Genomic DNA, 18,179 nt, shown 5'->3' on the forward strand with positions numbered 1-18,179 from the left:
TACAATTGAAATATACTTTGTTAAATAAAATAGAAATATAGTTGAAATATTTCAGGAAAAGGTGAAGTTGGTTTTTGGTTAAACCTTCTAGGCTAATATTTAGACCTATTTCAATTCTATATCGTCACAGGCATATTTCTAGCTATTTCACGCCTCATCAGTCAAAAAATAAATAATTAATATTGTCTATTTCAGTTCTTAAGCTTCAAGTCAATAAAATAATATGGAAAAAATAAAATCAACTACGGTAGTTGCCATCAGGCATAACAATGAAATTGTAATTGGTGCAGATGGACAGGCAACCTTGGGGAATACGGTAGCCAAAAGTTCAGTAAACAAGATTAGAAAACTTCAGAATGGTAAAATTGTGACAGGTTTTGCAGGTTCAACGGCAGATGCCTTTACATTACTGGAAAAATTTGAAGAAAAGCTTGGTGCTTACGGTAATAACATGAAACGTGCAGCCGTGGAATTGGCAAAAGAATGGAGAACAGATAGAATGCTCAGTAAGCTTGAGGCTATGATGATAGTAGCGGATGCAGAGGATATCTTGATTATTTCAGGTACAGGAGATGTGATTGAACCTGATTTGGGAATTGCTACAATAGGCTCAGGCAGCATGTACGCGCAATCCGCTGCAAGAGCCTTAAAGAAATTTGCCCAGCAACTTTCAGCTGAAGAGATGGTCAGAGAAAGTTTAGGGATTGCGGCGGATGTCTGTATTTATACCAATCACAACTTAGTAGTTGAGAAAGTAAGTAAGTGATATATGCTAACATAAATGATTCAATGAGCCTTCAGATTTTTTTGAAGGCTTATTTTTTTGTGAAATACCCTTGATATTAAGAATCTGAATAGATTTCAAGTTGACTTTATAATTTTTTTGGAAACCTTTAATCCTAGAATCAGATGAGGAAAGACAATTTTAGGGTATGAATGATTGTTAAATCTCAATATTATCAAAACCCTTACAAACTTTTAGGTGTTACCATACTAGATTAAAATGATCATGGAAATGACAACAGCAAAAAAAGCATCAAAAGTAGATTATAGAGCAAAAATTATCCAAGGGTATATTGAATATGTTTTGGAGCATGGGCAAGAACCGCCTTCTGTATTCAAGTTTGCTAAAGACCTCAAAATGAAAGAGGAAGATTTTTATTCCTATTTTACTTCTTTCGAGGGAATTAAGTCAGCTGTATGGACGAGACTTTTTGAAGAGACCTTGGGAAACCTGGAATCACAAGAAGTGTTCAAGGAGTACAGTGCCAGAGAAAAACTATTAGGCTTTTTATTTACTTGGATAGAAGAACTTAAGAAAAACAGGTCATATCTTTTAGCATCATATCAGAGTCAAAAGAATACTAAAGGTGTTTTGCCTATGGAAGTAAAAGCGTTCAGGGATAAATTCAAGGATTTTGCCAATGAAATTATTCTTGAAGGAAAAGAGACAGAGGAAATTGCCAATAGGCCATTGATTTCAGATAGATATGACGAAGCACTCTGGTTACAAGTGTGGTTTGTTTTCCAGTTTTGGTTAAAGGATACCTCTCCAGCATTTGAAAAAACAGATGCTGCGATAGAAAAATCTGTTAACCTTGCGTTTGACCTGATGGGAAAAAGTGCCCTAGATACCTTCGTAGATTTTGCGAAGTTTTTATACCAAAATAAATAGGAATTGTGAAGGAGAATAAAGTTAAAGAACAAAGTAGTATCCCTGTATCAAAGGTACAAAGGGCAGCGAAATTTATAAGCACTGGAGCAAAAGTGGGTGGAAATTACGTGAAGCATTATGCTAAAAAAGTAGTTAATCCTTCCATGACAAAAGATGAATTGCATAACAATAATGCAGAAGATATCTACAACTCTTTGAGTCAATTGAAAGGGTCAGCGCTTAAGGTAGCACAGATGATGTCTATGGATAAAAATATTTTACCAAGGGCGTATCAGGATAAGTTTACCATGGCACAGTATAGTGCACCGCCTCTTTCTTACCCTTTGGTGGTGAAAACTTTCCAAAAATATTTCGGAAGAACTCCGGATACCATGTTTGATACATTTACCAAATCTGCAGTAAATGCAGCCTCTATTGGTCAGGTGCATCAAGCAACGAAAGATGGAAAAAAACTGGCTGTAAAAATTCAGTACCCTGGTGTTGCTGATTCTGTCAGTTCCGACTTAAAATTGGTTAGGCCTTTTGCACTTCGTCTTTTGAACATGAACGAGAGGGAACTGGATCACTACATGGAAGAGGTAGAAGGAAAGCTTCTAGAAGAGACTGATTATGAACTCGAGGTGCGTCGATCCAAAGAGATTTCTCAGGCTTGCAGTCATATTGAAAACCTGAATTTTCCGGGTTATTATGAGGAAATGAGTGCTCAGAGAATCATTACCATGGACTGGATTGAAGGAAAGCATCTCAGAGAATGGTTGGAAACCAATCCAGACCAGAAAGATAAAGACAGGATAGGGCAGGCCTTATGGGATTTTTATCATCATCAGGTACATAATCTGCTGCAAGTACATGCAGATCCACATCCGGGGAATTTTATTATCCAAAATGACGGGAAATTGGGAATTATTGATTTTGGCTGTGTAAAAGTTATTCCGGAAGACTTTTATAAAGGTTACTTTTCTTTGATCAAAAAAGATCTTCTGATCAACGAAGAAGAGTTGAATCAAATCTTTTATGGCCTTGAGTTTATTAGTGATAAGGATACAGATGAAGAAAAAATATATTTTAAGAGTGTTTTCAAGGAAATGATTTCTTTGCTGGGAAAACCCTTTCATGTTTCTTCTTTTGACTTTTCTAATGATGAATATTTTGAGCAGATATTCAAGTTGGGAGATAGGATTTCAAACGATAAAATGTTTAAAAAATCCCGTCAGGCAAGAGGGTCCCGACATGGTTTGTATATTAACAGGACATATTTTGGACTTTACAACCTACTCAATCAGCTTCAGGCGAATGTCAAAACCACCAAACCCGAGTGGCTTGAATCGCGGACTCCTGAAAAAGTTGAAAGTTAATAAAAACGCCTCCCGATCGGGAGGCGTTTTTTATTTCAAATTACCTCAACGCAAAAAGTATTGCAGAAAGAAGTCCCTGGAGGTTCACGAGCCTTTATAACTGATCCTGTATATGCAGTTGGCCATATCGTCCGACACCATAAGGCTACCATCAGGCATTTCCATCACATCTACAGGCCTTCCCCATACATCTTGACTTTCATGGTCCAGCCATCCCTCGGCAAAGACTTCTTCTTTTATAATGTTTTGCTTGTCATCCAAAACTACATTGGTTACCTGATAACCAATTTTCTTACTTCTGTTCCAGGAGCCATGCTTTGCAATGAATATATTGTTTTTGTATTGGGAAGGAAATTGGCTTGCGGTATAAAAGCGCATACCTAGCGGAGCAACATGAGGACCTAATTTCAGGGCCGGAGCCGTATAAGCAGATTTGTCTTTACCTTTATTTCCAAACTCTGGATCTTTTACATCACCTGCATGCCAATAAGGATAGCCAAAGTGCATGCCTTTTTCAGGTGCATGATTAAGTTCACAATCCGGAATATCATCTCCCATCATATCTCGACCGTTATCGGTGAACCATAATTCTTTTGAATCGGGATGCCAAGCAAATCCTACAGTATTACGTACTCCGTGAGCAATAATTTCAGGCTGGATATTGCTTGAAGTGACGTCAATTCTTGTAATGCTTGCGAAAATCTCCTCTTCTGGATCACAGATATTACAAGGTGCTCCAACTGGCACATAGAGCATCCCATCTGGACCGAATGCGATGAATTTCCAACCATGATGAGCTTTGTCCGGGTATTTGTCAAATATCACATCATACTTTGGGTTGTCTAGGTTATTCACAATGTCTTTGAACCTCAATATACGGCTGACTTCTGCGACATATAAATCCCCATTTTTGAATGCAACACCATTTGGCATCCTAAGTCCTTCGGCTAACGTATATTTTTGATCTGCTTTTCCATCCCCGTTACTATCCCTGAGGGCATAGACGTTTTTACCTTGCCTGTTTCCCACAAAAATAACCTTACCGTCATCGCTCATTGCAAGGGACCTGGCATCAGGTACATCTTCTGCCCAAACATTGATTTCAAAACCGGGCGGGAGTTTAATGGTCTCCAATTGGATATCATTATTTTTGTTCTGACCTGTGCAGGATATAGAGATCAGAATAAAAGCAAAGAAGAATAGCGTTTTACAAATTTTATAGTTTTTCATTATCACTAACTTTTATGAATTAACTCAATTTACCCAATTTTTTAGCCTAACACACTTTCTAAGTAATAATTGTAGATAAATCCTTTATAAATGGGAGAATACTTATTTTTGCAGAATGTTATCTATAAATAATCTCTCTTACTTCATTGGCGGCAGAGCATTGTACGAAAATGCCGCACTTCATATCAAACCAAAAGATAAAATTGGACTCGTAGGATTAAATGGAACCGGGAAGTCTACACTTTTGAAAATCATCAATGGAGACTTTCAGCCAAGTTCAGGTGAAGTGCAAAAAGCCAAAGACTGCACCATAGGATTTTTGAATCAGGATATGTTATCCTATCAGTCAGAGGACCCTATTTTAGAGGTTGCCTTGGAGGCGTTTAAAGAAACCTTGGCGCTCCAGCAAGAGATAGATTTGGTTTTGAAACAAATGGAAACGGATTATTCGGAAGCTGTCATTGACAGGCTGGCTAAGCTTCAAGATAGGTTTGAAGCTAATGAAGGATATACGATCAAAGCTAAGGCAGAAGAGATCTTAGAAGGAATAGGTTTCAATACTGCCGATCTCATGCGTCCATTGAAGACTTTTTCGGGTGGTTGGAGAATGCGTGTTATGTTGGCGAAGCTTCTTTTGGAAAAACCATCATTGCTGATGCTTGATGAACCTACTAACCACTTGGACTTACCTTCTATCCAATGGGTGGAAAATTATCTTAAAAATTACGAAGGAGCTGTAGTGGTGGTATCTCACGATCAGGAGTTTTTGGATAATTGCATAGAAACCACTGTAGAAGTATCTCATGGGACTTTGACTTCTTATTCTGGCAATTACTCTTTTTATAAAGAAGAGAAGAAAGAAAGGATGGAGATCCAGCAGAATGCCTACGAAAATCAGCAACAAATGATCAAACAAACGGAAAAGTTTATCGAGCGTTTCCGGGCTAAAGCCACGAAATCCAATCAAGTCCAGTCAAGGGTAAAGGCACTTCAGCGTCTGGATAGGGTCAATGAAGTTGTAGACGATAATATTTCAGTGAATTTTAAGTTTAAGTTTTCTCAGAAATCAGGAAGGGATGTGGTTACTGTGGATCGTGTTTCCAAAGCCTATGGAGATCTAAAAATTCTCACCAACGCCTCTGCCAGAATTGAAAGAGGTGATAAAATCGCGTTGATTGGCGCAAATGGAAAAGGTAAGTCAACCTTATTGAGGATAATAAGTGGTACTGAAAAGGTAGATGGAAAAGTAATACACGGTCACAACGTGAAGAAATCATTTTATGCCCAACATCAATTAGAGGCTCTGAATGTAGATAATGAGATTTTACAGGAAATGGTGCAGGCCGGTTCAGGTAAAACAGAAACAGAGCTCAGGGGTGTTTTAGGATGTTTTCTTTTTTCAAATGATGATGTTTTCAAAAAAATAAAAGTATTGTCTGGAGGAGAGAAATCCAGGGTTGCACTGGCTAAAACCCTTATTTCTGAAGCAAATTTTTTATTGTTGGATGAGCCAACCAACCATTTGGATATGCAGTCTGTCAACATATTGATCCAAGCTATGGAACAGTATGAGGGTACATTTATTACGGTATCTCATGACAGACATTTCATAAAAGGAGTAGCCAATAAGATTTGGTATATAGAAGATCAACAGGTAAAAGAGTACCTTGGAACCTATGAAGAGTATATTTATTGGAAATCTCAATTGAAAGAAGAGAAGGCCAATACAGCTGTTATACCAAAAGAAAAAAAAGAGCAGAAAAAGAAAAGACCTAATACTGAAGTAGACGAAGCTAGGAAGGAACTTAAGAAAAAAGAAACATTACTTTCCGATCTGGAGAATAAAATTCTTCAATTAGAAGAAATAAAAACTGAATTAGAAAAAGAAATGGCTGATCCCGACGTTTTCTCTGATACAGAAAAGCTTGAAAAGATTAATCAGAAATACCAGGATAAAAAGACCGATTTGGAAAAACTGAATCAGTCCTGGGAAAACTTAGTAGAAGAAATCAGCACCTTGGAAGAAATAGTATCATGAAGATAAAAGCAATGAGAATTCTTATATTTTTGATAATTGTTAACATTTGTCATATTACCCAGGCTCAGGAAGCCTATTATGATAAGGTTTTTGAAGAAAATATCCAGTCAGTAAGATTGTTTCCCCGGTCGGGTGACTTTGCTGCTCAGATGAATTCTCCTGTAATTGAGCTTAATAGTGGTGTGCCCTTAAACCTCACTTTTGATGACTTGGCATATGATCCTGATATGTATTCTGCAAAGATCATTCACTGTAATTTTGATTGGACTCCTTCAGACCTTAAGGAAAATGAATATCTCAATCAATACAATGAGTTTAATGTCCTGGATTATGACTATTCCATTGATACACGAATCCCTTATATCCATTATAATTTTGTGTTGCCTCCTGTCACCAAAACTGGAAATTATGTAGTGAAAGTATATAGGGGAAGAGATCAAAATCAACCTATTATTACCAAGAGGTATATGGTCTATCAAAAAGCCGTCACACTTGCAGCAAGGATAGTACCTCCAAGCCAATCCGAGAACAGAAGAAAGGTGCAGCAAATCAATGTGAATGTGAATTATAAAGGCAGAGAGCTTTTTGATCCCAGAAATAACATGAAGGTACTGATCCGGCAAAATCAAAGATGGGACAATGTAAAGATTCTTGGAAACCCAACTATGCTAAGAGAGGATACCAAAATGATAGAATATAACCTTTTTGATGGCAGTAATGCCTTCATGGGAGGGAATGAGTTTAGATTTTTGGATTTGAGATTTGTCAGGGCCCGAGGTATGAACGTGAAGTCAGTCCGAATGGAAGAGGATGTAGTTTACGCTGAAGCAGGGGTTGATAAGCCTAGGCCTGACGGTGTGTATTCAGAGTACTTGGATATGAATGGGCAGTATGCTATCATGAATTTGGAAAGACAAAACCATGAAAGGGAAAGCGAGTATATTGTAACCACTTTTTACCTTGATGCAGAAGGAGTCTCGGAGCAGCCATACTTGATAGGGTCTTTGACTTCTTGGGGTTTTTCGCCAGATGCCAAGATGAAATTGAATCCCAGTACCAACAAGTATGAAACGACACTGATCCTAAAACAGGGTTGGTATGATTACCAATATGCATACAAGACCGATATGGGATGGGATAAGACCCCAATAGAGGGGAGTTATTTCGAAACAGAAAATGAATACGAAGTATTTATTTATTATAGAGATATGGGCTCAAGATATGATGAACTCGTGAGTTACTTCAACCTGAACCCTAATAAGAGAAGACTTTAAACAAAAAAAGCCGATCCATCTGGATCGGCTTTTTTTTAATTCTGTTCTTCAGTCTCGTCAGGATTCTGAGGTTTACTTCTTTCTCTATCCTGTTGCGATTTGTAAGGGACAAAACCCTCACGTTTGAATTTGTACGGCTCTGTTCTTTGGCTTGGGGCATGGTTAGCGAGGTCTAGCATTCCAAAACCTTTATGTGTAAAGGCACCAAGTCCACATTTAAATACAAAATCCTGTACTTCTGGAGCGGCATAAAGTGTGAACGGAAGCGTGTAGCCCCTTACTTCATATTTCACGTCCATATCATAGACAGAATAGATTCTTGCAAATTTCTTTTGCTGTTCTCTCAGCTTATTTACATAATTCATATCAGGTACCACCTGGAATTTGTAAAAGGACTCCATTTGTTCCTGATTGTACCATCCTGATCTTTCCATTCTGGTCAAAGTAGATTCATATAACAAATCCGAAAACTCATCTGTATCTGGATTGATGAATCGTTTACCTGACTCGTCATTGAATGTTGGAGTGAGAAGCACAAGTGGAGAAATACAAACAAATTTGTTTGAAGTTTCCAATTCCGGTTCAAATTCCTGCTCAGTGTACTCTGGAGAAATGATGAGGTTTCCCAACTCAATTTTTGGAGTAGCAAATACTTGCTCCAGTAAGTAGTCAATAAAATCTTCATTGGGTGATGAAAGCACTAAAGTGACTAAACTGGAATAGTAATGTAATCCACTTCTACTTACTTTGGTCTGACCTTTGAGACCAGAGAAGTTGAAGTAATTGTAGTTGAAAAACTCCTCACGTCCACCTTTTACGATCAACCCCTTTAGGAATTGCGCCAAGATGTACTGATGGTGAAATGGTAAATAAGCACCTTTGTTTTTTAGGGAAAATATTAATCTTACTCTCACGGTATTAAAAATAAAATTTGAAACAATAATTAAACTATCTTAACTAATTATTCATTATATAATCGTTATCAAGCAAAAGTACAAATATTTTTTAAAGTTTATTATACATTAAACCTAAAATGCATAATATCCCCATCCTTTACGATGTATTCTTTGCCTTCAATCGCTATTTTTCCGTTTTCTCTACAAGCCGCCTCTGTTTTGAATTTTTCGTAGTCCGGTAATTTAATGACTTCTGCTTTGATAAACCCTCTTTCGAAGTCAGTATGAATCACGCCTGCAGCCTGAGGAGCTTTCCATCCTCTCTTTATTGTCCAAGCCCGTACTTCCTGAACCCCAGCCGTAAAATAAGTGATCAAGTTAAGTAATTTATATGCTCCCGAAATCAGTTTGTTAAGCCCACTTTCATCTAATCCATATTCTGAAAGGAATAATTCCTTTTCTTCAATATCATCAAATTCTGCAATCTGGGATTCTATGGCAGCACAAAGTACAATAACTTCGGCATTTTCGTCTTTAACATTTTCTTTAAGCTGAGACACGTATTCATTTCCAGTCAGTATACTTCCTTCATCTACATTGGCTACGTATAGTACAGGCTTGATAGTTAAAAGGTGTAAATCCCTTACAGCTTCCAATTCTTCCTTTTCTACTTCGATAGCTCTGGCATTTTTACCTGACTGGAGCCCGTCCTTGAATTTTAAAAGAGTTTCCAATTCCTTTCTGGCTTTGGCATCACCGGATTTTGCGATTTTTTCCAGTCTCGCTATTTTCTTATCTACAGACTCCAAGTCTTTTAGCTGAAGTTCAGTATCTATTACCTCTTTGTCAAAGACAGGATCTACACTTCCCGCCACGTGAACGACATTGTCATCCTTAAAACACCTAATGACATGGACAATTGCATCTACTTCACGTATGTTTGCCAAAAACTTATTTCCCAGTCCCTCACCTTTACTTGCGCCTTTTACCAATCCAGCAATATCGACAAATTCTATTACCGTGGGGATTACTTTATGTGGGTTTACTAGGGATTCTAATACCTTAAGTCGGTTGTCAGGTACTGTAACCACGCCCACATTTGGTTCTATAGTACAAAAAGGGAAATTAGCTGCTTCTGCTTTTGCACTGGAAAGTGCGTTGAATAGTGTTGATTTTCCTACGTTGGGTAAGCCAACGATACCGCATTGTAATGCCATTGATGATGGTTTTTTTTAAACTTTGAAAATTCTATATTCCCTATACCCTTTATAAAATTCCATAAAAGAAACCCTAAATATTGTATAAACGGGAATTGCAAAAATCATCCCCAGTATACCGGCGATTTTTGCTCCGGCAAAGATAACAACAAAAATTTCAAGTGGATGGGCTTTTACAGATTTAGAGAAAATTAGAGGCTGAAGTACGACGTTATCGGTGACCTGAACTGCAGAGAATACTGCCAAAATTTTCACAATCATAAATATAATATCATTTGAACCTGCAAAATCACTCGTCGATAGTCCTACAATAATGCCAAAGGTAGCTCCTAGCAGTGGGCCTGCATAAGGTATCAGGTTTGCTACCGCAGCAAACATTGCTATGGTCAAAGCATATTCAATCCCAACTAAGGTCAAACCTATTGCTGCCAGTGAGAAAATACAACTCAGCTGAATCAGTAATCCAACTAAATAATTTGATAACAACCTTTCCACCTTATTGAAAGTGGAGACGGCTAATTCAAAATAAGAATTGGGAATCAGATTCATGATATTCCTTCTCAAAAGTCCATTTTCCAGCAAAAGGAAAAAAGTGATAAATAAAATAGCCATGACTGCGATGAAAAATGAGCTTGTTGTGTTCACAACCGTATTTAAAATACCTTGGATATTGATAGCCGAAAAACTGGAAATTAATGACTCCCTTACTTGAGTGATCAAAAACCCCGGCTCACTATTGACAATGTCATATCGGATCAAAAGATCCTCTACTTTGCCTACAGGGTTTTGAATTTGCTCATATATATAATCCATGTCATAGGTGGCTATTACTTGGATTTGAGCACTGATCAATGGAATGAACAAAAGGCTAATGAAAAATATGAAAAGTGCTATAAACAGAAATGAAATGATGATAGCTATCCACCTGGGGACATTTTGGCCCAGAATATGAAATCCGTTGATTTTATTTGTCAGTGGTCTTAGGATTGCAGCTATGACCAATGAAAAAATAAAATAAAATGTAATATTCGAAAAGTACCAACCTATTATAAATAGTAGGACAATGATGACCAATAGGTATAAAACGGGTTTTTTCATTGTGTATAATTGTTCTTTATTGATCACATAAAATCTCGCATTAAGGATAACTACTTCAAAATATGAAATGATAGTTATATAATCATGCTTAATTTCATTCGTAATTAAAAAGAGAAAGAAATCCAACCTGACCTAATTTAAAAATCAAGTCTTCAATGACAAAATACATTGCCTCAGTTGAAATTCTTTCTCTAAAGATGAACAATTACAGGAATTAATCCCACTTTAACTCATCATCAAATTCTGTTTCTGATTCTTCTTTTTCAAATTGGGAAAAATCAAAATCCGGCATTAATTCGTCTTTGACATGATCCACTGCTTCTTGAAGTGCTTCTACAAATTTGGCAAAATCCTCTTTGTAAAGAAAAAGCTTGTGTTTTTCGAAAACGAATCCGTCATCCTTCAGCCTTCTTTTACTTTCGGTAATTGTCAGGTAGAAATCATTTGACCTGGTTGACTTTACATCAAAAAAATAAGTTCTTTTACCGGCTTTCACTCTCTTAGAGAAGATCTCTTCTCTATCATTTCCTCTGTTATCTTCCACTTTCCAAAGAATTTTGTTGTTTGTGTTTGGTATAAATTACGTGACAAGTTAAACCAATTCACAAATTATATTCAAGGTATTTTGGACTTTTTTTAAATAAGTAGGAGGATATTCGGAGTAAACAGTTAAAAATCAGGGGTGTTTCTAAATGTACAGAAAATAAAAAAGGGCTCAAAGCCCTTTTTATTCTCCATGCATAAATATTTTTTTGCTTAGAAGAGTGTCTTCACTTTCCCTGTGGTCAGGGTCATCAACACAACAATCCACCGGACAAACAGCTGCACATTGCGGCTCTTCATGAAAGCCAGTACATTCTGTGCATTTATCAGTTACTATGTAATAAAACTCATCAGAAATAGGCTCTTGTTTTTCATGAGCATCTACTACTGTCCCATCCTCAAGGGTTACCTCTTTTAAATTGGTTCCACCAGCCCATGTCCACTCTATACCTCCTTCGTATATTGCAGTGTTAGGACATTCAGGTTCGCATGCACCACAATTGATGCATTCGTCAGTTATCATTATAGCCATGTCGAAATCTTTTTTTTACGCGTCGTAAAATTAACAATCAAATAACCAAGGATGCAAAAAAAAAGTTGTCATGCTAACTAATTTATATTGATTCTAGCAAAGTAGTGTTTCTTTTATAATCAATATCTTTGCAATTCAATATTTCAATTTATGCTTTTAGAAGATAGAATCAATGCTTTTGCAAAACTCGGAGATCGAATTGCGACCTTGTCTGATGATAAGTTTGAAGAACTTTATAGAAAGATTAAAAATAATAACAGTTGGTTTACGAAAGAAAATGTCAAAAATGCCTTTTTGGGTTTGCAACTTTTCCTTGATAGGAAAGAGCTGAAAGAATGGATAATTCCTTATAACCTTGATTCGGTCAGGGATAAGAAAACAATTGGTTTAATGCTGGCGGGAAATATTCCTGCAGTAGGATTTCATGATATTCTTTGCGTTTTGATTACTGGACACAAAGCAGCAATAAAGCTTAGCACAACTGATTCAGCCTCTATACAATGGTTGGTTAACAGTTTGATTGAAATTGAGTCGCGTTTTGGTGAGTTGGTTAGCTTTGAAGATATGTTGAGAAATAAAGATGCCTATATCGCTACTGGAAGCGATAATTCCTCCCGTTACTTTGATTACTATTTTGGGAAGTATCCTCATATCATTCGCAAAAACAGGACATCTGTAGCAGTTTTGAAAGGTGATGAGAAAGGAGCTGATTTTTTGTCCTTGGGTAAGGACATATTCCAATATTTTGGGTTAGGCTGTAGAAATGTATCTAAAATTTTTATTCCAAATAAAGAAATTCTTACAGACTTGCTTGATGCCGTAGAAGCATTCAACTACCTCGCAGACCACCATAAATACAGAAACAATTACGATTATAATAAATCCATATACCTGGTCAATAGTGAAGTGCATCTTGATAATGGTTTTCTTCTTTTGAAGGAAAGTGAGGAGTTAGTTTCTCCAATTTCCGTATTGTATTATGAGGTATACTCTGATCAAGCTGGCTTAAAAGAGAAAATTGAAGCGATTTCGGCAAAAACACAGTGTGTCGTCAGTAAAGATGCATGGTATCCACAAAGTTTTCCTTTCGGACGGGCACAATGTCCAACCTTATCCGATTATTCGGACGGTGTTGATACGATTTCTTTTCTGAAAGGTCTATAGTAACCCTCACTGAATCAACGTGAAATCACGATGAATTTGAATTTGAAATTCCCTTCCACATTTCAGATTGCGTTACTGCTAAGCTTGATTGTCTATCTATTAGCAGTAGCTATTACCCTTCCAATAGATGCAAATTTGCTGGGATATTCTTTTGAAGTACTAGGTTTTTGGAAAACAGGGTTTTGGGAATTGTTGGAGTTTACCATGCAGATGATTTTGATTTTGGTCCTAGGGCATACCTTAGCCATGTCAAAACCTGTCAATTACCTATTGGATAAGGTTGCATCTACTGCCACCAACAATTCGCAGGCTGTTCTTATGACTGGAATGGGAGCTATAACAGGTGGATACATCAATTGGGGTTTCGGGTTGATTTTCGGAGCAGTACTGGCTAGGAAGATTGGAGAATATGCAAGTAGGAACAACATAGAAATCAATTACCCTCTCGTTGCAGCTTCAGGATACTTAGGGATGTTGGTATGGCATGGAGGTTTCTCAGGGTCATCTACCTTAAAAGTAGCAGAGGATAACCATTTTTTGGCTGATACGATTGGTACCATTACAGTAGATCAAACCATCTTTTCCAGTTTTAATCTATGGGTAAATTTAAGTTTGATTATATGCTTGGGAATCTCTTTATACATCCTATCAAAAAGGCGTTTCATAAAATTTGACATAGCTTTTGAGGATAAGATGTTTGAGAGAAAGAAAATAGTAGGGAAAGGTGTAGACAAACTGGGATATATCTTAGGGGTATTAATTTTGGTCTTGGTCTTGGTAGATTTTTTGAAAGTAGGTGACGAGGGATGGGGTTTTCTGGATTTGAACTTTGTAAACTTTGCTTTGCTCGGGTTTGGTCTTTTGGCTTTTGGAAGTCTTAATGAATATGTGATTTCCCTTAGGGATGCGGTCAAAGGAGCTACAGATATTTTAATTCAATTCCCCTTTTATGCCGGCATATTGGGGATCATGAAATACAGCGGTTTGCTTGTTTTACTTGCAGACGATATGGTATCGCGGTCAGGGGCTGATACCTTTCCTTTACTTTCTTTTTTCAGCGCAGCCCTGATCAATTTCTTTGTTCCCTCCGGTGGTGGGCAATGGGCCATACAGGGGCCTGTGGTCATGGAGGCAGCAGAAAAAATGGGCATAGAAATTCCCAAAATGATATTGGTCTTTGCATATGGAGATCAAGTAAGTAATATGCTTCAGCCATTCTGGGCACTACCTTTACTTTCCATCACGGGATTGTCTGCTAAGGAGATTCTGAAATATACTTCAATATTCTTTTTGACAGCCTTTATAGTTTTTGGCTTATTTGTATGGTATGGAGTGTCCTAACGCTTTTTATAATTTGTATAAATACCACCGTTGAAAGGGTTATCACTTCCAATATTGGCCTATATTTTTATCTTTGCGGTTTGTTTAGAAATTCTTTTCAACATTTAATAAATTCAATTCCAAATGGCATTTGATATAGAAATGATCAAGGCAGTGTATGCTAAGTTTCCTGAGCGGATAGCAGCTGCGAGAAAGGCAGTGGGAAGACCACTTACGCTGACCGAAAAAATACTCTACGGACATTTGGCCCAAGGCGAGGCCAATCAGGCTTACGAAAGAGGTGTTTCTTACGTAGATTTTAATCCTGACAGGGTTGCCATGCAAGACGCTACTGCACAAATGGCCCTTTTACAATTTATGCAAGCTGGCAGAAGCCAAGTGGCAGTTCCTTCAACTGTGCACTGCGATCACCTTATACAAGCTGAAGTAGGTGCAACTGCAGATTTGAGCAAAGCAAAAGATAAAAACAGAGAGGTTTATGACTTCCTTTCATCTGTGTCCAATAAATACGGTATCGGTTTCTGGAAGCCTGGAGCAGGTATCATTCATCAAGTTGTACTGGAAAATTATGCATTTCCGGGAGGAATGATGATTGGTACAGATTCACATACACCAAATGCCGGTGGATTGGGGATGATAGCTATTGGAGTAGGTGGTGCAGATGCATGTGATGTCATGGCCGGATTACCTTGGGAACTAAAATTCCCAAAACTGATAGGTGTAAAATTGACGGGTAAATTATCAGGATGGACCGCAGCAAAAGATGTTATCCTTAAAGTTGCTGGAATCCTTACTGTAAAAGGTGGAACAGGTGCAGTGGTCGAATATTTCGGAGAAGGAGCTAACTCTCTTTCTGCTACGGGAAAAGGAACCATCTGTAATATGGGAGCCGAAATAGGGGCGACGACTTCTATTTTTGGATATGACGAAAAATCCGAAGCTTACCTTAGAGGTACTGAAAGAGGAGATATTGCCGATATGGCAAATGGTATCAAAGAACACCTTAATGGAGATGCTGAAGTTTATGCTCAGCCTGAAAAATACTTTGATCAGGTAATCGAAATCAATCTATCCGAATTGGAACCACATATTAACGGTCCATTTACTCCGGATTTGGCTTGGCCTTTGTCTAAATTTGCAGCTGCGGTGAAAGAGAATGGTTGGCCGGCAAAATTGGAAGTTGGGCTTATAGGTTCCTGTACCAACTCCTCTTACGAAGATATTTCCAGAGCAGCCTCTTTGGCGCAACAGGCAGTCGATAAAAAACTTGTCGCTAAATCAGAATATACCATTACTCCAGGTTCAGAGCTCGTTAGGTTTACTGTAGACAGAGATGGGTTTTTGGATACTTTTGGAAAAATGGGCGGGGTGGTTTTAGCCAATGCCTGTGGACCTTGTATTGGTCAATGGGCCAGACATGGTGCTGAAAAGCAAGAGAAGAACTCGATTATTACCTCATTCAACAGGAACTTTGCTAAAAGAGCTGATGGTAATCCAAATACGCATTCTTTTGTAGCTTCTCCAGAATTGGTGACCGCAATGGCAATTGCCGGCGATTTGACTTTCAACCCTATGACCGATACCCTGACTAACGAGGATGGTAAGCAGGTTAAACTGGATGAACCAGCTGGTTTGGAAATGCCTACTAAGGGTTTTGCGGTAGAAGATGCTGGCTACCAGGCTCCAGCCGAGGATGGATCTAAGGTAGAAGTCATAGTTGATGCTAAATCTGAAAGACTCCAATTGCTTGAGCCATTTTCACCTTGGGAGGGGACAGATTTGACTGGTTTAAAATTATTGATCAAGGCAAAAGGGAAATGTACCACAGACCATATTTCTATGGCTGGCCCATGGTTGAGATTTAGAGGGCATTTGGATAATATTTCTAATAACATGTTGATCGGTGCAGTAAACTCTTACAATGAACAGACCAACCAGGTTAAAAATCAACTTACGGGCGAGTATGCTGAGGTACCTACAGTTCAAAGACAGTACAAACTTCATGGTGTAGGATCTATAGTAGTCGGTGATGAAAACTATGGAGAAGGTTCTTCGAGAGAGCATGCGGCTATGGAGCCTAGGTTCCTTGGTGTAAGGGCTATCTTGGTAAAGTCTTTTGCCAGAATCCATGAAACCAATCTTAAGAAACAAGGGATGCTTGCTTTGACTTTTGACAATCCAGCAGATTATGATCTCGTACAGGAGGATGATAAAATTGATATCGTTGGCTTGACTACTTTTAAGCCAGGATTGCCATTGACAGTGGTTTTAAATCATGCAGATGGAAGTAAAGATGAGATCAAAGTGAATCATACCTATAATGCAGGTCAGATCGAATGGTTCAAGGCTGGTTCAGCTTTGAATATGATCAAAACAGCTTAATTTAGCTAAGAAAAGTATTTTATTTAAAAAGTCAGGTGGACCTATCCACTTGACTTTTTTTTTAGAAATTAGTTTAACTTTAGCTCCAATTAATCGAAAATGTTGAACAATATATTTTCTATGGACTATGACAATTTAAGGATATCCTTTTTTTGGATAATTCTATTTTTTTCATTTTCCGCACCGCATACTATTTTTAGTCAAACGGTGGAGTCTGATGAACGGGCTTTATTGAATGTAGGGGAAAGTGAAGGTATCAGTTTTTCCAAAGACTCACTATTTTTGATGAACCTGAGATTCAGGATGCAAAACAGGGCTGGTTTTAATACTTTAGAAGGAGATGCATTTGAGGTAAGCGAATATGAAATGCGCGTTAGGAGGTTGAGGTTGAGATTCGACGGGTTTGTCGGTAATCCAAGGTTCCAATACTATATTCAATTGGCTTTTTCAAAAGCAGATCTGGATTTGGAAACAAGTGTAGTGGCACAACCTATTAGAGATGCCATTTTGTATTACTTTATCAATGAAAATCTTTATGTAGGTTTTGGTCAATCCAAGTTGCCGGGGAATAGACAGCGGGTAATCAGTTCTGGTAACCTCCAATTTGCGGATAGATCAACAGCCAATGCTATTTTCACCCTAGACAGGGATTTCGGGATTTTTCTATATAAAACAATTCCTTTTAAAAATCAATCTATTTTACAGTTAAAAGGCGTAATTTCAACTGGGGATGGAAGGAATGCTTCTGCTATAAATGATGGTTTGGCATACACTGGAAGAGTTGAATTTTTACCATTTGGAAGGTTTACCAATAGCGGAGACTATTCAGAAGGTGATTTTGAATTCGAACCCAAACCAAAGTTAGCTTTAGGGCTTACTTATTCTGATAATCAAAAAGCTACTAGAACTGGAGGACAGTTAGGGCAGGAGTTGTTTGATCCCCGAAATATGAATAGCTTTATTGTAGATGGGATATATAAACACCTTGGTTGGGCTGTAATGGGAGAATACCTACATAGATCGTCTGTTGATCCCGTTACCAGCAATGAACAGGGAGATATCCGGTATGTATTCGTGGGTTGGGGCTTAAACTCCCAAGTCAGTAAAATGTTGGATCGCAAGAATGAGCTTGCAGTTCGGTATTCAAAAGTGACTCCGAATGTGCAAATCAGCGAATTTCAACAGCGTGTGGACGAAGCTTTAGTAGGATTTACCCACTATGTCAATGGGCATCGGATCAAAGTTCAGGCGAACCTTGGGTACAAATGGCTTGAGGGATTGGCTAAATTTGAAAATACGGGGAATTCGTGGACCGGTATGTTTCAGGTTGAATTTGGAATTTGAATTTGACAAAAAACAAAAATGTTAATTTTAACAGCAAATTATTTGTTATAAAAAACAATTTACTGTATGTTTACGCAGTATTAATTTTGA

Annotated in this window: 15 protein-coding genes; 9 read left to right on the forward strand and 6 right to left on the reverse strand. The window is 37.8% G+C overall.

Features of this window, described 5'->3' with window-relative positions:
• Nucleotides 1–223 precede the first annotated feature (223 nt).
• The 3 genes from hslV (at nt 224) to EA341_RS13940 (ending at nt 3,030) form a co-directional block, all read left to right on the forward strand.
• Nucleotides 224–766, forward strand: coding sequence for an ATP-dependent protease subunit HslV (gene hslV / locus EA341_RS13930; protein WP_293015635.1), 543 nt, complete (start codon nt 224–226; stop codon nt 764–766).
• Between the two features lie 243 nt (nt 767–1,009).
• Nucleotides 1,010–1,675, forward strand: a complete 666-nt coding sequence (locus tag EA341_RS13935) for a TetR family transcriptional regulator C-terminal domain-containing protein (protein ID WP_293015636.1) — start codon at nt 1,010–1,012, stop codon at nt 1,673–1,675.
• A gap of 5 nt (nt 1,676–1,680) precedes the next feature.
• Nucleotides 1,681–3,030 (forward strand): AarF/ABC1/UbiB kinase family protein, encoded by a 1,350-nt coding sequence (locus EA341_RS13940; protein ID WP_293015638.1) that lies wholly within the window; start codon nt 1,681–1,683, stop codon nt 3,028–3,030.
• Nucleotides 3,031–3,114: 84 nt separating this feature from the next.
• Here EA341_RS13940 and EA341_RS13945 read toward each other — a convergent pair whose 3' ends face one another.
• Nucleotides 3,115–4,260 (reverse strand): sorbosone dehydrogenase family protein, encoded by a 1,146-nt coding sequence (locus EA341_RS13945; protein WP_293015639.1) that lies wholly within the window; start codon nt 4,258–4,260, stop codon nt 3,115–3,117.
• Nucleotides 4,261–4,375: 115 nt separating this feature from the next.
• Between EA341_RS13945 and EA341_RS13950 the strand changes: the two genes are divergently transcribed.
• On the forward strand, nt 4,376–6,298 hold the full coding sequence (locus EA341_RS13950; RefSeq protein ID WP_293015641.1) for an ABC-F family ATP-binding cassette domain-containing protein: 1,923 nt from the start codon (nt 4,376–4,378) through the stop codon (nt 6,296–6,298).
• The gene (locus EA341_RS13955; RefSeq protein ID WP_293015643.1) at nt 6,295–7,572 is read left to right on the forward strand and encodes a DUF5103 domain-containing protein; all 1,278 of its coding nucleotides are present in this window, start codon (nt 6,295–6,297) and stop codon (nt 7,570–7,572) included. The genes EA341_RS13950 and EA341_RS13955 overlap by 4 nt, the downstream gene beginning before the upstream one ends.
• Nucleotides 7,573–7,607: 35 nt before the next feature.
• Here EA341_RS13955 and cas6 read toward each other — a convergent pair whose 3' ends face one another.
• From cas6 to EA341_RS13980, 5 genes are all read right to left on the reverse strand, one after another.
• Nucleotides 7,608–8,486: a CRISPR-associated endoribonuclease Cas6 gene (gene cas6 / locus EA341_RS13960; protein WP_293015645.1), complete on the reverse strand. Its 879-nt coding sequence runs from the start codon at nt 8,484–8,486 to the stop codon at nt 7,608–7,610.
• A gap of 101 nt (nt 8,487–8,587) precedes the next feature.
• Nucleotides 8,588–9,685, reverse strand: a complete 1,098-nt coding sequence (gene ychF, locus EA341_RS13965; protein ID WP_293015647.1) for a redox-regulated ATPase YchF — start codon at nt 9,683–9,685, stop codon at nt 8,588–8,590.
• Between the two features lie 15 nt (nt 9,686–9,700).
• Nucleotides 9,701–10,783: an AI-2E family transporter gene (locus EA341_RS13970; protein WP_293015648.1), complete on the reverse strand. Its 1,083-nt coding sequence runs from the start codon at nt 10,781–10,783 to the stop codon at nt 9,701–9,703.
• A 214-nt stretch (nt 10,784–10,997) separates the two neighbouring features.
• Nucleotides 10,998–11,327: a DUF3276 family protein gene (locus EA341_RS13975; RefSeq protein WP_293015649.1), complete on the reverse strand. Its 330-nt coding sequence runs from the start codon at nt 11,325–11,327 to the stop codon at nt 10,998–11,000.
• 183 nt (nt 11,328–11,510) lie between these two features.
• A complete protein-coding gene (locus tag EA341_RS13980; RefSeq protein WP_293015650.1) occupies nt 11,511–11,858 on the reverse strand; it encodes a 4Fe-4S binding protein in 348 nt (115 codons plus the stop codon).
• 150 nt (nt 11,859–12,008) lie between these two features.
• Between EA341_RS13980 and EA341_RS13985 the strand changes: the two genes are divergently transcribed.
• The 4 genes from EA341_RS13985 to EA341_RS14000 all read left to right on the forward strand — a co-directional run bounded on the left by EA341_RS13985 (nt 12,009) and on the right by EA341_RS14000 (nt 18,089).
• Nucleotides 12,009–13,022 carry an acyl-CoA reductase gene (locus EA341_RS13985; RefSeq protein ID WP_293015651.1) on the forward strand — a complete coding sequence of 338 codons (1,014 nt, stop codon included), beginning with the start codon at nt 12,009–12,011 and terminating at the stop codon, nt 13,020–13,022.
• A 36-nt stretch (nt 13,023–13,058) separates the two neighbouring features.
• The gene (locus tag EA341_RS13990) at nt 13,059–14,363 is read left to right on the forward strand and encodes a TIGR00366 family protein (RefSeq protein ID WP_293015653.1); all 1,305 of its coding nucleotides are present in this window, start codon (nt 13,059–13,061) and stop codon (nt 14,361–14,363) included.
• Between the two features lie 123 nt (nt 14,364–14,486).
• Nucleotides 14,487–16,745 carry an aconitate hydratase gene (locus EA341_RS13995; RefSeq protein WP_293015655.1) on the forward strand — a complete coding sequence of 753 codons (2,259 nt, stop codon included), beginning with the start codon at nt 14,487–14,489 and terminating at the stop codon, nt 16,743–16,745.
• 99 nt (nt 16,746–16,844) lie between these two features.
• A complete protein-coding gene (locus EA341_RS14000) occupies nt 16,845–18,089 on the forward strand; it encodes a porin (RefSeq protein WP_293015657.1) in 1,245 nt (414 codons plus the stop codon).
• Nucleotides 18,090–18,179 lie beyond the last annotated feature (90 nt).

Origin of the sequence: Mongoliibacter sp. (assembly GCF_007692705.1) — a bacterium.
Lineage (GTDB): Bacteria > Bacteroidota > Bacteroidia > Cytophagales > Cyclobacteriaceae > Mongoliibacter.

Coding starts and splice junctions, on each gene's coding strand:
- hslV (WP_293015635.1), top strand. CDS start 224: ATGGAAAAAATAAAATCAACTACGGTAGTTGCCATCAGGCATAACAAT.
- EA341_RS13935 (WP_293015636.1), top strand. CDS start 1,010: ATGGAAATGACAACAGCAAAAAAAGCATCAAAAGTAGATTATAGAGCA.
- EA341_RS13945 (WP_293015639.1), bottom strand. CDS start 4,260: ATGAAAAACTATAAAATTTGTAAAACGCTATTCTTCTTTGCTTTTATT.
- EA341_RS13950 (WP_293015641.1), top strand. CDS start 4,376: ATGTTATCTATAAATAATCTCTCTTACTTCATTGGCGGCAGAGCATTG.
- EA341_RS13955 (WP_293015643.1), top strand. CDS start 6,295: ATGAAGATAAAAGCAATGAGAATTCTTATATTTTTGATAATTGTTAAC.
- ychF (WP_293015647.1), bottom strand. CDS start 9,685: ATGGCATTACAATGCGGTATCGTTGGCTTACCCAACGTAGGAAAATCA.
- EA341_RS13970 (WP_293015648.1), bottom strand. CDS start 10,783: ATGAAAAAACCCGTTTTATACCTATTGGTCATCATTGTCCTACTATTT.
- EA341_RS13980 (WP_293015650.1), bottom strand. CDS start 11,858: ATGGCTATAATGATAACTGACGAATGCATCAATTGTGGTGCATGCGAA.
- EA341_RS13985 (WP_293015651.1), top strand. CDS start 12,009: ATGCTTTTAGAAGATAGAATCAATGCTTTTGCAAAACTCGGAGATCGA.
- EA341_RS13995 (WP_293015655.1), top strand. CDS start 14,487: ATGGCATTTGATATAGAAATGATCAAGGCAGTGTATGCTAAGTTTCCT.
- EA341_RS14000 (WP_293015657.1), top strand. CDS start 16,845: ATGTTGAACAATATATTTTCTATGGACTATGACAATTTAAGGATATCC.